The following is a 16,663-nucleotide window of genomic DNA, read 5'->3' as shown; positions in this document are numbered from 1 at the left end:
CACCGGCATCAGGAACGGCTTGTCAACATCGCGCTCCGGGGTCGGGATCCAGCTGTCCAGTGCATCGACCAGCTTCAGGATGGCCGGCACGCCGATTTCGCTCTGGTCACCTTCCAGCGCCATACGCGCCGAACCGTGAACGATCGGGGTGTCGTCGCCCGGGAAGTCGTACTTGCTCAGCAGCTCACGAACTTCCATTTCGACCAGCTCGAGCAGCTCGGCGTCGTCAACCATGTCGGCCTTGTTCAGGAACACGACGATGTACGGCACGCCGACCTGACGCGACAGCAGGATGTGCTCGCGGGTCTGCGGCATCGGGCCGTCAGCAGCCGAACACACCAGGATCGCGCCGTCCATCTGGGCAGCACCGGTGATCATGTTCTTGACGTAGTCAGCATGGCCCGGGCAATCCACGTGGGCGTAGTGACGGTTGGCGGATTCGTACTCAACGTGCGCGGTCGAGATCGTGATACCACGAGCCTTCTCTTCCGGCGCGGCGTCGATGGCCGAGTAATCCTTGAATTCGCCACCGAAGCGCTCTGCACCGATCTTGGTCAGTGCAGCGGTCAGCGTGGTCTTGCCATGATCGACGTGGCCGATGGTGCCAACGTTGACGTGCGGCTTGGTACGTTCGAACTTACCCTTGGACATATGTAATTCCTTGATTAGCTAAAACTTGGAGGGAGAGGCTGAGTCTGAGACTCAGCCCTTCTTGATGACGGTTTCGGCGATGTTGTTCGGCGCCGGCTCGTAATGGTCGAATTCCATCGTGAAGGTTGCGCGACCCTGGGTCTGCGAACGCAGCGCGGTGGCGTAACCGAACATTTCGCCCAGCGGGATCATCGCGTTGATGATGCTGGCCGAACCGTCACCGGTGGTGCCCGAGCCCTGCAGAACGCCACGACGACGACTTACGTCGCCCATCACGTCACCCTGGTATTCCTCCGGGGTCACGATCTCGACCTTCATGATCGGCTCCAGCAGCACCGGCTTGGCCTTGGCGAAGCCCTGCTTGAAGGCCATCGACGAGGCGAGCTTGAACGCCATTTCCGAGGAGTCAACGTCATGGTACGAGCCGAACACCAGCTTGACCTTGACGTCCACCACCGGGAAGCCAGCCAGCGGACCGCTGGTGATGGTTTCGCGCAGGCCCTTTTCCACGGAAGGAATGAATTCCTTCGGGATCACGCCGCCGGTGATGTCGTTGATGAACAGGAAGTCGTCCTTGATGGAACCGGCCAGCTTCGGATCGGCACGATCTTCAGCGGTGATCGGCGACAGCTCGATCACGACGTGACCGTACTGACCCTTACCACCGGACTGCTTGGCGTGCTTGTAATCCGACTTGACGTCAGCCAGCTGGATGGTTTCGCGGTACGCAACCTGCGGCTTGCCGACGTTGGCTTCAACGTTGAACTCGCGCTTCATGCGGTCAACGATGATGTCCAGGTGCAGCTCGCCCATGCCGGAGATGATGGTCTGGCCGGATTCTTCGTCGGTCTTGACGCGGAACGACGGATCTTCCTGTGCCAGACGGCCCAGTGCCAGACCCATCTTTTCCTGGTCCGACTTGGTCTTCGGCTCGACAGCCATCGAGATCACCGGCTCCGGGAACACCATGCGCTCAAGCACGATCGGTGCTTCAAGCGAGCACAGCGTGTCACCGGTGGTGGTGTCCTTCAGGCCCACGGCAGCCGCGATGTCACCAGCCAACACTTCCTTGATTTCTTCGCGGTTGTTGGAGTGCATCTGCAGGATGCGGCCGATGCGCTCCTTCTTGTTCTTCACCGAGTTCAGCACGGTGTCGCCACCGTTCAGGGTGCCCGAGTAGACACGGAAGAAGGTCAGCGCGCCAACGAACGGATCGGTGATGATCTTGAACGCCAGCGACGAGAACGGAGCCTTGTCGTCCGACTTGCGGGTCATCTCGATGGTGTCGTCGTCAACGTCGGTGCCCTTCACGTCCGGCACGTCGATCGGCGACGGCAGCAGCTGGATCACGCCGTCAAGCATGGCCTGCACGCCCTTGTTCTTGAACGCCGAGCCACAGAACATCGGCACGATTTCAACGGCCAGCGTACGGGTACGCAGTGCCTTGATGATCTCGTCCTCGTTCAGCTCTTCGCCGCCCAGGTACTTTTCCATCAGCTCTTCGCTGGCTTCAGCCGCGGTTTCGATCATGAAGGTGCGGGCTTCTTCAGCCGCTGCCTGCATGTCAGCCGGGACTTCGCCGTACTCGAACTTCATGCCCTGCGAAGCGTCATCCCAATGGATGGCCTTCATCTTGAGCAGATCGACCACGCCCTTGAAGCCTTCTTCAGCGCCGATCGGCAGCTGCATCGGCACGGCGACAGCGCCGAGCTTAGCCTTCAGCTGGTCACGGACCTTCAGGAAGTTGGCACCGGTACGGTCCATCTTGTTGACGAACGCGATGCGCGGCACCTGGTAACGGTTGGCCTGACGCCACACGGTCTCGGACTGCGGCTGCACGCCACCAACGGCGCACAGCACGAACACCGCACCGTCGAGCACGCGCAGGGAGCGTTCGACTTCGATGGTGAAGTCAACGTGCCCGGGGGTATCGATGATGTTGAAGCGGTGCTCCGGCAGGGACTTGTCCATGCCCTTCCAGAACGCGGTGGTAGCAGCGGACTGGATCGTGATGCCACGCTCCTGCTCCTGCTCCATCCAGTCCATGGTGGCGGCGCCGTCATGCACTTCACCGAGCTTGTGGCTCTTACCGGTGTAGAACAGGATGCGCTCGGACGTGGTGGTCTTGCCGGCATCGATGTGAGCCATGATGCCGAAGTTACGGTAACGCTCGATAGGAGTGGTGCGGGCCACGGGAGCCTCTCAATTTCTTGGAATTCGGATGGCCGAACGCCGCCTTGCGGCGGCCTTCGGATTGAAGCAGCGCTAAGAGCGCTACAAGCAGCACCACATGGGTGCCAGGGGCCCTGTTTCCAAGGCCCCTTCAACTCACCAGCGGTAGTGAGCGAAGGCCTTGTTCGCTTCCGCCATACGGTGGGTTTCTTCACGCTTCTTGATGGCGCCGCCGCGGTTTTCCGAAGCGTCCAGCAGTTCAGCAGCCAGCTTGCGCGGCATGGTGTTCTCGCCGCGCTTACGCGCCGAGTCGATCAGCCAACGCATGGCCAGGGCCATCTTGCGCGAAGCACGCACTTCGACGGGCACCTGATAGGTGGCACCACCGACGCGACGCGACTTCACTTCGACGCCCGGAGCAACGTTGTCCAGTGCCTTCTGCACCAGCTCGATTGCGTTCGGGTTCTTTTCGCCGATCACGTCCATGGCGCCATAGACGATCTTTTCAGCAACGGACTTCTTGCCGCTCAACATGACCATGTTGATGAAGCGGGCAATGGTTTCGCTCTTGTGCTTCGGATCCGGCAGGACCGAACGCTGGGGAGTATTACCTTTACGTGACATGTCTTATTCCTCAGGCCTTCGGACGCTTTGCGCCGTACTTGGAACGCGCCTGACGACGCTTGGCAACGCCGGCGGCATCGAGCGAGCCACGGACGGTGTGGTAACGCACACCCGGCAGATCCTTGACGCGACCGCCACGGATCAGGACCACGGAGTGCTCCTGCAGGTTGTGGCCTTCACCACCGATGTAGGAAATGACTTCTTCCTGGTTGGTCAGGCGAACCTTTGCAACCTTACGCAGAGCCGAGTTCGGCTTCTTCGGGGTGGTGGTGTAAACGCGCGTGCAGACGCCACGGCGCTGCGGGCACTTGTCGAGTGCCGGCGAGGCACTCTTGTAGGTGGTGGCTTGGCGCGGCTTGCGCACCAGCTGGTTGATCGTCGCCATCAGTAGGTTCTTCTGATTGGGGCCGTAAAAACGGCCAGGATGCGGAAATTGTAAAGCAGGCCAAATTTTTGGCCTGCTGAGACAGACGATTGTAGCAACTTGTCAAGAGCCCAGTCAAACAAGCCCATGCCAAGCCAGCCCTGATCCAGAGCTGTTACAGGGGTATCTCCATATGCCCCGTTCAGGTCGAACTGCCGGCCCGCGAGCGGGCCGGCCGATCTAACTACTTACTCTTCACCAGTAGCCTGTTCAGCTTCCGGTGCTGCAACTTCGGGCTCCGCGACCACGACCGGACCGGCCAGGGTTGCGATTTCCGATTCGGTCAGACCCGACGCGTTACGGCGGCGCTGGGCATGATACGCAAGACCGGTGCCCGCCGGAATCAGGCGGCCAACGATCACGTTTTCCTTCAGGCCGCGCAGGCCGTCGGAGGTGCCGCGCACGGCAGCCTCGGTCAGCACGCGGGTGGTTTCCTGGAACGAAGCGGCCGAAATGAACGACTCGGTCGCCAGCGATGCCTTGGTGATACCCAGCAGCACCGGCTCGAAACGGGCCGGCAACTCGTTGCGACCGGCCAGCTTCACGTTCTCTTCGATCACGCGCTGGCGCTCGGCCTGCTCGCCATTGAGGAACTTGCTGCTGCCCTGGTCGACGATTTCCACCTTGCGCAGCATCTGACGCGAGATCACTTCAATGTGCTTGTCGTTGATCTTCACGCCCTGCAGGCGGTAAACGTCCTGGATTTCCTTGACCAGGTAACGGGCCAGTTCTTCCACACCCTTCAGGCGCAGGATGTCCTGCGGGCTCGGCTCGCCGTCCACCACGGTTTCACCGCGGGTCACGTGCTCGCCTTCGAACACGATGATCTGGCGGTACTTCGGAATCAGCTCTTCGTGCTCCGAACCATCGGTGTCCTTGATGATCAGGCGCTGCTTGCCCTTGGTGTCCTTGCCGAAGCTGATGATGCCCGAACGCTCGGCCAGGATCGCCGGATCCTTCGGCTTGCGTGCTTCGAACAAGTCGGCAACGCGCGGCAGACCACCGGTGATGTCGCGGGTCTTGGACGCTTCCTGCGGGATCTTGGCAACCACGTCGCCCACGCCTACCGGCGCGCCATCCTGCAGGTTGACGATCGAGCGCGGCGGCAGCAGGTACTGTGCCGGCAGGTCGGTACCCGGGATGGTCAGGTCATTGCCCTTGCCATCGATGATGCGGACCAGCGGACGCAGATCCTTCGCCTGCGAGCCACGACGCTTCGGATCGGTGATTTCGCGCGAGGCCAGACCGGTCAGTTCGTCGGTCTTCTCGATCACGGTCACGCCATCGATGAAGTCGATGAAGCGCACGAAACCAGCCACTTCCGACACGATCGGGTGGTTATGCGGATCCCAGTTGGCCACGGTCTGGCCAGCCTTGATTTCCGCACCGTCCTTGACGCCGATGCTGGCACCGTACGGCAGCTTGTAGCGCTCACGCTCACGGCCATGCGGATCGAGCACGGAGATTTCACCCGAACGCGAGACGGCAACCAGCGAACCGCTGGCCTGCTCGACGTGCTTCAGGTTGGAGAACTTCACCGAACCGGTGGTCTTGACGGTGATGTTGTCGACCGCAGCCGCACGCGATGCCGCACCACCGATGTGGAACGTACGCATGGTCAGCTGGGTACCCGGCTCACCGATCGACTGTGCGGCGATGACGCCAACCGCTTCACCGATGTTGACGATGTGGCCACGGGCCAGATCGCGGCCGTAGCAGCGACCGCAGACGCCGAACGAGGACTCACAGGTGATCGTCGAGCGGACCTTGATGGTCTGCACGCCAGCTTCTTCCAGCTTGTTCACCCACTGCTCGTCGAGCAGCGTGTTGCGGGTCACGATCGGATCTTCGTCGTTGCCCGGCAGGAACACGTCCTCGGCCACAACGCGGCCCAGTACGCGCTCCTTCAACGGCTCAACCACGTCGCCGCCTTCCACGATCGGGGTCATGGTCAGACCTTCCGAGGTACCGCAGTCGACTTCGGTGATCACCACGTCCTGCGCCACGTCGACCAGACGACGGGTCAGGTAACCCGAGTTCGCCGTCTTCAACGCGGTATCGGCCAGACCCTTACGGGCACCGTGGGTGGAGTTGAAGTACTCCTGCACGTTCAGGCCTTCACGGAAGTTCGCCTTGATGGGCGTCTCGATGATCGAGCCATCCGGACGCGCCATCAGGCCACGCATACCGGCCAGCTGACGGATCTGCGCCTGGCTACCACGGGCACCGGAGTCGGCCATGATGTACAGCGAGTTCATCGACTTCTGGTCGACCAGCTCACCGTCGCTACCAATGACCTTTTCGGTACCAATGGTTTCCATCATCGCCTTGGCGATGCGCTCATTGGTGCGCGACCAGATGTCGACCACCTTGTTGTAGCGCTCGCCGGCGGTGACCAGACCGGACTGGTACTGCTCCTGGATTTCCAGCACTTCGGCTTCAGCTTCGCCGAGGATGCCCTTCTTCTCGTCCGGGATCAGCATGTCGTCGATGCCGATCGACACGCCAGCGCGGGTTGCGTAGGCATAGCCGGTGTACATCAGCTTGTCGGCGAACACCACGGTGTCCTTCAGACCCAGCAGACGGTAGCTCTGGTTGATCAGACGCGAGATGTTCTTCTTGGTCATCTCGGTGTTGCACAGCTCGAACGGCAGGCCTTCCGGCATGATCTCGCTCAGCAGCGCACGGCCGATGGTGGTGTCGACGATCGAGGTCTTCTTGACCTTGTTGCCGTCTTCGTCACGCTCGACCTGCACGATGCGCACCTTGACGCGCGCATGCAGTTCAACCAGGCGGTTGTCGTAGGCACGCTTCACTTCGTCGGTGTTGGCGAAGACCATGCCTTCGCCCTTCTTGTTCACCAGCGAGCGGGCCATGTAGTACAGGCCCAACACGACGTCCTGCGACGGCACGATGATCGGCTCGCCGTTGGCGGGCGACAGGATGTTGTTGGTGGACATCATCAGCGCACGCGCTTCCAGCTGGGCTTCCAGCGAGAGCGGCACGTGGACGGCCATCTGGTCACCGTCGAAGTCGGCGTTGAATGCGGTACAGACCAGCGGATGCAGCTGGATGGCCTTGCCTTCGATCAACAGCGGTTCGAACGCCTGGATGCCCAAACGGTGCAGGGTCGGCGCACGGTTCAGCAGCACCGGATGTTCGCGGATGACTTCTTCCAGGACGTCCCAGACTTCGCCTTCTTCGCGCTCAACCAGCTTCTTGGCAGCCTTGATGGTGGTAGCCAGGCCACGACGCTGCAGCTTGGCGAACACGAACGGCTTGAACAACTCAAGCGCCATCTTCTTCGGCAGGCCGCACTGGTGCAGCTTCAGGTACGGACCCACGGTGATCACCGAACGGCCCGAGTAATCGACGCGCTTGCCCAGCAGGTTCTGACGGAAGCGACCCTGCTTACCCTTGATCATGTCGGCCAGCGACTTGAGCGGGCGCTTGTTGGTGCCGGTGATGGCACGGCCGCGACGGCCGTTGTCCAACAGGGCGTCAACCGATTCCTGCAGCATGCGCTTTTCGTTGCGCACGATGATGTCCGGAGCGTTGAGCTCCAGCAGGCGGCGCAGACGGTTGTTGCGGTTGATGACGCGGCGGTACAGATCGTTCAGATCCGAAGTCGCGAAGCGGCCACCGTCCAGCGGAACCAGCGGACGCAGGTCCGGCGGCAGCACCGGCAGCACGGTCATCACCATCCACTCCGGGCGGTTGCCCGACTCGAGGAAGGCTTCGACCAGCTTGATGCGCTTGGTCAGACGCTTGAGCTTGGTTTCCGAACCGGTCGAGGCGATTTCTTCGCGCAGGCGAACCATTTCGGCCTGCAGGTCGATGGTGCGCAGCAGTTCGTAGACAGCCTCGGCGCCCATTGCGGCGTCGAAGTCATCGCCGTGTTCCTGGCGTGCCTGCAGGTACTGTTCTTCGGTCAGCAGCTGGCGGCGTTCCAGAGCGGTCAGGCCCGGCTCGGTCACCACGTAGGCTTCGAAGTACAGCACGCGCTCGATGTCACGCAGGGTCATGTCCAGCATCAGGCCGATGCGCGACGGCAGCGACTTGAGGAACCAGATGTGCGCGACCGGCGATGCCAGGTCGATGTGGCCCATGCGCTCGCGACGCACCTTGGCCAGGGTTACTTCGGTGCCGCACTTTTCGCAGACGACGCCGCGGTGCTTCATGCGCTTGTACTTGCCGCACAGGCACTCGTAGTCCTTGACCGGCCCGAAGATGGCGGCGCAGAACAGGCCGTCACGTTCCGGCTTGAAGGTACGGTAGTTGATGGTTTCCGGCTTCTTCACTTCGCCGAAGGACCACGAACGGATCAGGTCCGGCGAGGCCAGCGCGATCTTGATCGCGTCGAAGTCCAGCGTCTGGCGCTGCTGGTTGAAGAGGTTGAGCAGGTCTTTCATGGTGTTCTCCGAAAGGAGGAAATCTTTGTCGATGGGCTGTCAGTCAGTGCTGGCGGCGCTGCTGCATCACTGCAGCAGCGCCTGCGCAATCAACCGCCTTCCAGTTCCATGTTGATGGCCAGCGAGCGGATTTCCTTCACCAAAACGTTGAAGGATTCCGGCATGCCCGCAACCATCTCGTGCTCACCGTCGACGATGTTCTTGTACATCTGGTTACGGCCCTGTACGTCATCGGACTTCACCGTCAGCATTTCCTGCAGGGTGTAGGCCGCGCCGTAGGCTTCCAGTGCCCAGACTTCCATTTCACCGAAGCGCTGACCACCGAACTGCGCCTTGCCGCCCAGCGGCTGCTGGGTAACGAGCGAGTACGGACCGGTCGAGCGGGCATGCATCTTGTCGTCGACCAAGTGGTTCAACTTCAGGTAATGCATGTAGCCGACCGTGGTCTTGCGGTCGAAGGCTTCGCCGGTGCGGCCGTCATACAGCTGCATCTGCGTCTTGCTGGTGTTGAAGCCCAGGCGTTCGGTTTCCGGGGCACCGTCCGGGTAGGCGAGATTCAGCATTTCGCGGATCTCGTCTTCGGCCGCGCCGTCGAACACCGGGGTTGCCATCGGCACGCCGTCGGTCAGGTTCTTGGCCAGGTTGATCAGCTCGTCGTCGCTGAACTGGGTCAGGTCAACACGCTCTTCGGAAATGGCCGAATCGTGGTTGTAGATCTTGCCCAGGAACTCACGCAGTTCACTGACCGCACGCTGCTGTTCCAGCATGCCCTGGATGCGCTTGCCCAGGCCCTTTGCGGCCCAGCCCAGATGCACTTCCAGAATCTGGCCGATGTTCATACGCGAAGGCACGCCCAGCGGGTTCAAGCAGATGTCCACGGTGTTGCCGTCAGCCATGTACGGCATGTCTTCGACCGGCACCACGTTGGAGACCACACCCTTGTTGCCGTGGCGGCCTGCCATCTTGTCACCCGGCTGGATGCGACGCTTCACGGCCAGGAACACCTTGACCATCTTCAGCACGCCCGGTGCCAGATCGTCGCCCTGGGTGATCTTGCCGCGCTTGTCGGCAAAGCGGCGCTCGAATTCCTTCTCGTGTGCCTGGATCTGCATCTGGGCACGTTCGATGGCGTCGGAGGCGTCGTCGTCCTTCATGCGCAGGGTGAACCAGTCGGACTTCTTCAGGCCGTCCAGCAGCGCATCGGAAACCACGTCACCCTTCTTCAGGTTGGCGCCGCCGTTGGCAACCTTACCCACGATCTGCGAGCGCAGACGTGCGTAGATGGCGCCTTCGAGGATGCGGAACTGGTCGTCGAAGTCCTTCTTGACGCGCTTGATCTCGTTTTCTTCGATCTGGCGTGCGCGCTTGTCCTTCTCGATGCCGTCGCGGGTGAAGACCTGCACGTCGATGACGGTGCCGTCCATGCCCGGCGGAACGCGCAGCGAGCTGTCCTTAACGTCGGAAGCCTTCTCGCCGAAGATCGCGCGCAGCAGCTTCTCTTCCGGGGTCAGCTGGCTCTCGCCCTTCGGCGTCACCTTGCCAACCATGATGTCGCCGGCGCGCACTTCTGCACCGATGTACACCACGCCGGATTCGTCCAGACGGTTCAGCGCCTGCTCGGACACGTTCGGGATGTCGGCGGAAATTTCCTCCGGCCCCAGCTTGGTGTCACGTGCAACGCAGGTCAGTTCTTCGATGTGGATCGTGGTGTAACGATCTTCTTCGACCACACGCTCGGACAGCAGGATGGAGTCTTCGAAGTTGTAGCCGTTCCACGGCATGAAGGCGATCAGCATGTTCTGACCAAGCGCCAGTTCACCGATATCGGTGGACGGGCCATCGGCCAGCACGTCGCCGCGCGCGATCACGTCACCCACGTTCACCAGCGGACGCTGGTTGATGCAGGTGTTCTGGTTCGAACGGGTGTACTTGATCAGGTTGTAGATATCGACGCCGGCATCGGCCGGATCGGTGATCTCGTTCTCGTTGGCCTTGACCACGATGCGGCCGGCGTCGATCTGCACGATCTCGCCGCCACGCAGGGCGTTCACGGTCACACCGGAGTCACGGGCCACGGCGCGTTCGATACCGGTACCCACCAGCGGCTTCTGCGCACGCAGGGTCGGCACGGCCTGACGCTGCATGTTGGCGCCCATCAGTGCGCGGTTTGCGTCATCGTGCTCCAGGAACGGAACCAGTGCCGCAGCAACCGACACGGTCTGCATCGGCGAGACGTCCATGAAGTGGACTTCTGCCGGCGGCTTGAGCAGCGACTCACCCTGGAAGCGGCACGGTACGAACTGCTCGGTGAGCATGTTCTTGGCATCGGTCAGGGCGTTTGCCTGGGCGATGACGTACTCGTTTTCTTCGATGGCCGACAGGAACTCGATCTCGTCGGAGACCTTGCCGTCATGCACCTTGCGGTACGGGGTTTCCAGGAAGCCGTACTTGTTGGTGCGTGCGAACACGGCCAGCGAGTTGATCAGGCCGATGTTCGGGCCTTCCGGCGTTTCGATGGTGCAGACGCGACCGTAATGGGTCGGGTGCACGTCGCGCACTTCGAAGCCAGCGCGTTCGCGGGTCAGGCCGCCCGGGCCCAGGGCCGAGACGCGGCGCTTGTGCGTCACTTCCGACAGCGGGTTGTTCTGATCCATGAACTGCGACAGCTGCGAGGAGCCGAAGAATTCCTTGATCGCAGCAGCAACCGGCTTGGCGTTGATCAGTTCCTGCGGGGTCAAGCCTTCCGACTCGGCCATCGACAGGCGCTCCTTGACCGCGCGCTCGACGCGGACCAGGCCCACGCGGAACACGTTCTCGGCCATTTCGCCGACCGAACGCACGCGACGGTTGCCCAGGTGATCGATGTCATCGACCACGCCACGACCGTTGCGGATCTCGGTCAGCACCTTGATCACGTCCAGGATGTCCGAACCTTCGCCGTGTGCGGCGACCAGGCGCTTGGATTCCTCGTCGTTGCGCTCGCCGAAGTACTTGCGGTCGTACAGCACCGACTCACCGGTGACTTCCTTGCGGCCGACACGACGGTTGAACTTCATGCGGCCGACCGTGGACAGGTCGTAGCGCTCGAAGGTGAAGAACAGGTTGTGGAACAGGTTCTGTGCAGCGTCCTTGGTCGGCGGCTCGCCCGGACGCATCATGCGATAGATTTCGACCAGCGCTTCGAGCTGGGTCTTGGTGCCATCGATGCGCAGGGTGTTGGACAGGTAGGCGCCACGATCAAGATCGTTCACCCACAGCGTGCCCACTGCATCAACGCCCGCCTTGCGGAAGTTCTGCAGCTGCTCTTCGCTGATTTCGTCATTGGCCAGGGCCAACAGCTCACCGGTGTTGGCATCGACCACGTCGTGCGACAGGATGCGGCTGACCAGGTAGTCATCCGGCACGGCCAGCGCGGCAATGCCCGAGGACTGCAGCTGCTTGATATGGCGCGCGGTGATGCGCTTGCCGGCTTCCACGATGACCTTGTCGCCATCGGCCAGGTCGAAGTTCAGCGTTTCGCCACGCAGACGCTCCGGCACCAGCTCCAGCTGCACGCCTTCGTCCGGGTTGATGTGGAAGGTGTTGACCTCGAAGAACTCGGCCAGCATCTCTTCGTTGTTGTAGCCCAGCGCACGCAGCAGCACCGACACCGGCAGCTTGCGGCGGCGATCGATACGGGTGAACAGCGCGTCCTTCGGGTCGAACTCGAAGTCCAACCAGGAACCGCGGTACGGGATGATGCGGGCGCTGTACAGCAGCTTGCCCGAGCTGTGGGTCTTGCCACGGTCGTGGTCGAAGAACACGCCCGGCGAACGGTGCAGCTGCGACACGATGACGCGCTCGGTACCGTTGACGATGAAGGTGCCGTTGTCGGTCATCAACGGGATTTCGCCCAGATAGACCTCCTGTTCCTTCACGTACTTGATCGCCTTGGTGGACGATTCGCGGTCGTAGATGACCAGACGCACGGTGACGCGCAGCGGTGCGCCGTAGCTCATGCCACGCTGGCGGCACTCGCGCTCGTCAAACACCGGGTCGCCCAGCTTGTAACCGACGTATTCCAGGGCAGCGTTGCCGCTGTAGCTGGAAATCGGGAACACCGACTTCAGCGCAGCATGCAGGCCGTGGTCGGAGCGCTTGGCCGGGTCGATGTTTTCCTGCAGGAATTCGCGGTACGAATCAACCTGGATCGCGAGCAGGAACGGCACCTCGAGGATCGAGCGCTGCTTGCCGAAATCTTTGCGGATGCGCTTTTTTTCGGTGTACGAATAGGACGTCATGAGGTCTTCCACCTTGTTGTGCGGGCCGTGCGTCCACAACCCGTAAGGAAACTTGAAATTGTCAGTTGGAAGTCGCTGGTATTGCCGGCACCAGCACGCCTTCTCCCGCTACTTCCAACTGCCAACTCGCTTGTATCGGCTGCGGGTCACTCCATCGTCTGGAGCGCAGCGCCTGACACTTGCCACGTTGGTCTTTCTGAAGCTTGCCGAGCATGGCTCGGCACTACCCCGTTGCAACCGGGCACGCCCGGCATTACAACGGTTTGAAACGACCAAAGGCCGGGGGCTTTACGCCCCCAGCCTCAGCTGCATCGCCGCGAATCGATGACGATGCAAGGAACTGATTACTTCAGCTCGACGGTCGCGCCGGCGGCTTCCAGGTCCTTCTTGAACTTCTCGGCCTCGTCCTTCGACGCGCCTTCCTTCACGATGCCGCCGGCTTCTGCCAGGTCCTTCGCTTCCTTCAGGCCCAGGCCGGTGATGGCGCGGACAGCCTTAATCACTTCGACCTTCTTGGCGCCGGCATCCTTCAGGATGACGTTGAATTCGGTCTGCTCTTCAACAACAGCAGCCGGGCCAGCAGCAGCAACTGCAACCGGGGCAGCAGCCGAGACGCCGAACTTCTCTTCGATGGCCTTGACCAGCTCCATCACTTCCATCAGGGACTTTTCGGCGATCGCGTCGACGATCTGATCGTTGGTAAGGGACATTTTGATTACCTTTTGAAAATATTCTGGATTGAGGTTCCGTGCGGAACCACGTGGACGTCGAACTTAGACAGCTTCGGCTTCAGCGGCCGGCGCTGCAGCTTCCGCTGCGCCACCTTCCTGCTTTTCACCGATAGCCTTGACGGCGCGGGCGAACATGGTGACCGGCTCGGTCAGGACGCGGGCCAACATGGCCAGTGCCTGATCACGGGTCGGCAACGATGCCAGCACGTCGACGTGGCTGGCCGGGAAGATTTCCCCGCCGATTGCCACGACCTTCGCCTTCAGCTTGTCGTTACCCTTGGCTGCATCCTTGATCAGGCGACCGGCTGCGCCGGGCTCCTCAAGCGAAAACGCATACAGCAGCGGACCAACCATCTGGTCTTTTGCAACTGCGAAATCGGTGCCTTCAACGGCGCGCGAGGCCAGCGTGTTCTTGACAACTTTCAAGAAAACACCGGTTTCGCGGGCCTGCTTACGCATCGCGGTCATTTGAGCGACCGTGGTGCCAGCGTATTCGGCTGCGATCAAGGAGTGGGCCTTGGCGGCGATGTCTGCCAGCTCGGCGACTACTTCTTGCTTCTGGGACAGATTGAGAGCCATTGCACTCCTCCGTTTAAGCGGGGATTGGTGATTCGGACCCTGGGTTCGCGCAAGCGGTATTACCGCGTTTGCCAACCGTTACGTTCGAATCTCTAATCTCTGCTTCAAACATATTCCGCTTACGGCTCCTAGCCGTGTGCGGTCCTGGGCGGCATCCATCCTGGACGCCGGGAACATCGGGTGATGTTCCGGTGGTGGCCGTTCTAGAGCTGGAGTGCAAACCTGGGTGAACCCAGACGTACGTGAACCAGAAAAATCCAGAAGGGCGGCACCATCTACGCAGGGTGATTCGAGAACGAATCGATTAAGCGATCTCGCTGTGCCGGCGGCGACTCCTTGCCAAATCGAGCTTCCGTGCCCGTCGCCGGTATGCGCTGACCGCGCCTGCGGTCTTTGACGGCTCCACGCGGGTAAACCCGCGCGACGCCTTCAAAATGACGGCTCCGGCACCAAAGGTACCGAAGCCGCTTGAAACAATTACTTCAGGGTCAGCGAGGACTGATCAACCGTCACGCCCGGGCCCATCGTCGAGCTGACCGATACCTTCTGCAGGTACAGGCCCTTCGAGGTAGCCGGCTTGGCCTTGATCAGGTCCAGCAGCAGTGCCTGCAGGTTCGACTGCAGCGCGCCGTTTTCGAAGCTGGCCTTGCCGATGGTGCAGTGGATGATGCCGGCCTTGTCAGTGCGGTAACGCACCTGACCCGACTTGGCATTCTTGACGGCTTCGCCCGGGTTGGCCGAAACGGTGCCGACCTTCGGGTTCGGCATCAGGCCGCGCGGGCCCAGCAGCGTACCCAGCTTACCGACAACGCGCATGGCGTCCGGGGTAGCGATGACGACGTCATAGTTCAGATCGCCGGCCTGCATCTTCTCAGCCAGGTCGTCCATGCCGACAGCTTCGGCGCCAGCGGCCAGGGCTTCGTCAGCCTTGGCACCGGCCGGAGCAAACACGGCCACGCGGACCGACTTGCCGGTACCAGCCGGCAGCACGGTGGAACCGCGAACCTGCTGGTCGGACTTCTTGGCGTCAACGCCAAGACGGACAGCAACGTCGATCGACTCGACGAACTTGGCCTTGGTGACGGTCTTCAGGATGTTGATTGCGTCCTCGAAGGCATATGCCTTACCCGGGACAACGGCGGCCGCAATGGCCTTTTCGCGCTTATTCAGTGCCATCAGATTAACCCTCTACCACCAAGCCCATGGAACGGGCAGAGCCCGCAATCGTACGCACGGCGGCGTCAAGGCTGGCAGCCGTCAGATCCGGCTCCTTTGCCTTGCAGATTTCTTCCAGCTGCGCACGCGTCACCTTGCCCACCTTGTCGGTGTTCGGCTTCTTCGAGCCCGAAGAAATGCCAGCGGCCTTCTTCAGCAGCGTGGTCGCAGGGGTGCTCTTGGTGATGAAGGTGAACGTACGGTCCGAATAGGCCGTGATGATCACCGGCACCGGCAGACCCGGCTCCAGCTTCTGCGTAGCAGCGTTGAACGCCTTGCAGAATTCCATGATGTTCAGGCCGCGCTGACCCAGCGCAGGACCGACCGGCGGCGAGGGATTGGCCTGACCGGCCTTTACCTGCAGCTTGATATAACCAACTACTTTCTTTGCCATTGAAGTACTCTCCGGGTGCTAGCGCCTTACGACAACAGGCTCCCCATCGGACCGGGAATCACGCGTCCCGGCATCGCGTTATGAATTCACACCAAAGGCCACCTTGCGGCAGCCTTGGATTTGCTCCCACATTGGGGAGCCGAAAATTGTAGCAGCTTTTTGCGACGCCACCTGAACAGGTGGCGCGGCCAGCGTCAGATCGCCTTTTCGACCTGGCCGAACTCGAGCTCGACCGGGGTGGCGCGACCAAAGATCAGCACCGAGACGCGCAGACGGCTCTTCTCGTAATTGACTTCTTCGACAACGCCGTTGAAATCGTTGAACGGGCCTTCGGTGACACGGACCATCTGGCCCGGCTCGAACAGCACCTTCGGACGCGGCTTCTCGACACCTTCCTGAACGCGATTCAGGATGGCAGCAGCCTCACTGTCCTGGATCGGCAGCGGGCGATCCGCAGTGCCGCCAATGAAACCCATGACCTTCGGGGTTTCCTTGACCAAGTGCCAGCTTTCGTTGTCGATACGCGGGATACCGGCTTCTTCGTGGGTTTCGATCTGTACCAGCACGTAACCCGGGAAGAACTTGCGCTCGGAGCGGCGCTTCTGGCCTGCGCGCATTTCCACCACTTCTTCCGTGGGGACCAGCACATCACCAAAAAGCTCCTGCATCTCGTCGCGCACAATGCGATCACGCAGTGTCTGCGCAACCGACTTCTCAAAGCCTGAATAGGCGTGAACGACGTACCAACGCTTCACAGATATCTCCTTAACGACCCAAGAACCACTGGGTCAGCTTCTGGATCACGAAATCGAAACCACCCAACAGCAGGCTCAGCACGATAACCACCACTACCACTACCCACGTCATGCGGATAGCTTCCTGGCGGGTCGGCCACACAACCTTGCGCAGCTCGAAACGGGATTCAGAAAGGAATTCAATTGTCTGACGGCCCTTCGTGGTCAGCAGGAATACTGCACCACCAGCCACCAGACCCAAAACCACTGCCAGTGCACGCCACTGACCCGCCCATGCGCCCAACTGGGCAGCACGCGGCTGATCGGCGAACCAGAACCAGACAAACAGACCCGCCAGCACCAACAGCGCAGCGCCGACGTACTTGACGATATCGCCACCCGATGACGCGGCGGACTTGGAATGTTCGATCTTGCTGTTCATCCGAC

12 protein-coding genes are annotated in these 16,663 nt (G+C 61.2%); all 12 read right to left on the bottom strand.

Annotated elements, in window-relative coordinates; translation table 11 throughout:
- On the bottom strand, window positions 1-651 hold a 651-nt coding region (locus tag ACVOKO_RS10385), incomplete at its 3' end, for a GTP-binding protein (protein ID WP_346498836.1).
- 51 nt (window positions 652-702) lie between these two features.
- Complete coding sequence (gene fusA, locus ACVOKO_RS10380; protein ID WP_346498835.1) at window positions 703-2,844, bottom strand: elongation factor G; 2,142 nt, start codon at window positions 2,842-2,844, stop codon at window positions 703-705.
- Window positions 2,845-2,979: 135 nt separating this feature from the next.
- Window positions 2,980-3,447, bottom strand: a complete 468-nt coding sequence (rpsG, locus tag ACVOKO_RS10375) for a 30S ribosomal protein S7 (protein ID WP_303749028.1) — start codon at window positions 3,445-3,447, stop codon at window positions 2,980-2,982.
- 10 nt (window positions 3,448-3,457) lie between these two features.
- Window positions 3,458-3,832, bottom strand: a complete 375-nt coding sequence (gene rpsL, locus ACVOKO_RS10370; protein ID WP_004145320.1) for a 30S ribosomal protein S12 — start codon at window positions 3,830-3,832, stop codon at window positions 3,458-3,460.
- Window positions 3,833-4,059: 227 nt separating this feature from the next.
- Complete coding sequence (gene rpoC / locus ACVOKO_RS10365; RefSeq protein WP_346498834.1) at window positions 4,060-8,283, bottom strand: DNA-directed RNA polymerase subunit beta'; 4,224 nt, start codon at window positions 8,281-8,283, stop codon at window positions 4,060-4,062.
- 89 nt (window positions 8,284-8,372) lie between these two features.
- Window positions 8,373-12,563: a DNA-directed RNA polymerase subunit beta gene (gene rpoB, locus ACVOKO_RS10360; protein ID WP_346498833.1), complete on the bottom strand. Its 4,191-nt coding sequence runs from the start codon at window positions 12,561-12,563 to the stop codon at window positions 8,373-8,375.
- A gap of 344 nt (window positions 12,564-12,907) precedes the next feature.
- Window positions 12,908-13,273, bottom strand: coding sequence for a 50S ribosomal protein L7/L12 (gene rplL, locus ACVOKO_RS10355; protein WP_346498832.1), 366 nt, complete (start codon window positions 13,271-13,273; stop codon window positions 12,908-12,910).
- Window positions 13,274-13,336: 63 nt separating this feature from the next.
- Window positions 13,337-13,873, bottom strand: a complete 537-nt coding sequence (rplJ, locus tag ACVOKO_RS10350) for a 50S ribosomal protein L10 (RefSeq protein WP_057630025.1) — start codon at window positions 13,871-13,873, stop codon at window positions 13,337-13,339.
- Between the two features lie 477 nt (window positions 13,874-14,350).
- Complete coding sequence (rplA, locus tag ACVOKO_RS10345; protein ID WP_346498831.1) at window positions 14,351-15,049, bottom strand: 50S ribosomal protein L1; 699 nt, start codon at window positions 15,047-15,049, stop codon at window positions 14,351-14,353.
- A gap of 4 nt (window positions 15,050-15,053) precedes the next feature.
- On the bottom strand, window positions 15,054-15,482 hold the full coding sequence (gene rplK, locus ACVOKO_RS10340) for a 50S ribosomal protein L11 (RefSeq protein ID WP_057630030.1): 429 nt from the start codon (window positions 15,480-15,482) through the stop codon (window positions 15,054-15,056).
- A 194-nt stretch (window positions 15,483-15,676) separates the two neighbouring features.
- The gene (gene nusG / locus ACVOKO_RS10335; protein ID WP_346498830.1) at window positions 15,677-16,237 is read right to left on the bottom strand and encodes a transcription termination/antitermination protein NusG; all 561 of its coding nucleotides are present in this window, start codon (window positions 16,235-16,237) and stop codon (window positions 15,677-15,679) included.
- A gap of 10 nt (window positions 16,238-16,247) precedes the next feature.
- Entirely contained in the window at window positions 16,248-16,658 is a 411-nt protein-coding gene (secE, locus tag ACVOKO_RS10330; RefSeq protein WP_346498829.1) for a preprotein translocase subunit SecE, read from the bottom strand.
- Window positions 16,659-16,663: the final 5 nt, after the last annotated feature.

This window comes from Stenotrophomonas sp. STEN240, assembly GCF_056756175.1.
This window is presented reverse-complemented; position numbering and strand designations above follow the sequence as displayed.

What these genes read in the sequence shown, in the direction of transcription:
- rpsG (WP_303749028.1), bottom strand. Translation starts at nt 3,447, where the DNA reads ATGTCACGTAAAGGTAATACTCCCCAGCGTTCGGTCCTGCCGGATCCG.
- rpsL (WP_004145320.1), bottom strand. Translation starts at nt 3,832, where the DNA reads ATGGCGACGATCAACCAGCTGGTGCGCAAGCCGCGCCAAGCCACCACC.
- rpoC (WP_346498834.1), bottom strand. Translation starts at nt 8,283, where the DNA reads ATGAAAGACCTGCTCAACCTCTTCAACCAGCAGCGCCAGACGCTGGAC.
- rpoB (WP_346498833.1), bottom strand. Translation starts at nt 12,563, where the DNA reads ATGACGTCCTATTCGTACACCGAAAAAAAGCGCATCCGCAAAGATTTC.
- rplL (WP_346498832.1), bottom strand. Translation starts at nt 13,273, where the DNA reads ATGTCCCTTACCAACGATCAGATCGTCGACGCGATCGCCGAAAAGTCC.
- rplJ (WP_057630025.1), bottom strand. Translation starts at nt 13,873, where the DNA reads ATGGCTCTCAATCTGTCCCAGAAGCAAGAAGTAGTCGCCGAGCTGGCA.
- rplA (WP_346498831.1), bottom strand. Translation starts at nt 15,049, where the DNA reads ATGGCACTGAATAAGCGCGAAAAGGCCATTGCGGCCGCCGTTGTCCCG.
- rplK (WP_057630030.1), bottom strand. Translation starts at nt 15,482, where the DNA reads ATGGCAAAGAAAGTAGTTGGTTATATCAAGCTGCAGGTAAAGGCCGGT.
- secE (WP_346498829.1), bottom strand. Translation starts at nt 16,658, where the DNA reads ATGAACAGCAAGATCGAACATTCCAAGTCCGCCGCGTCATCGGGTGGC.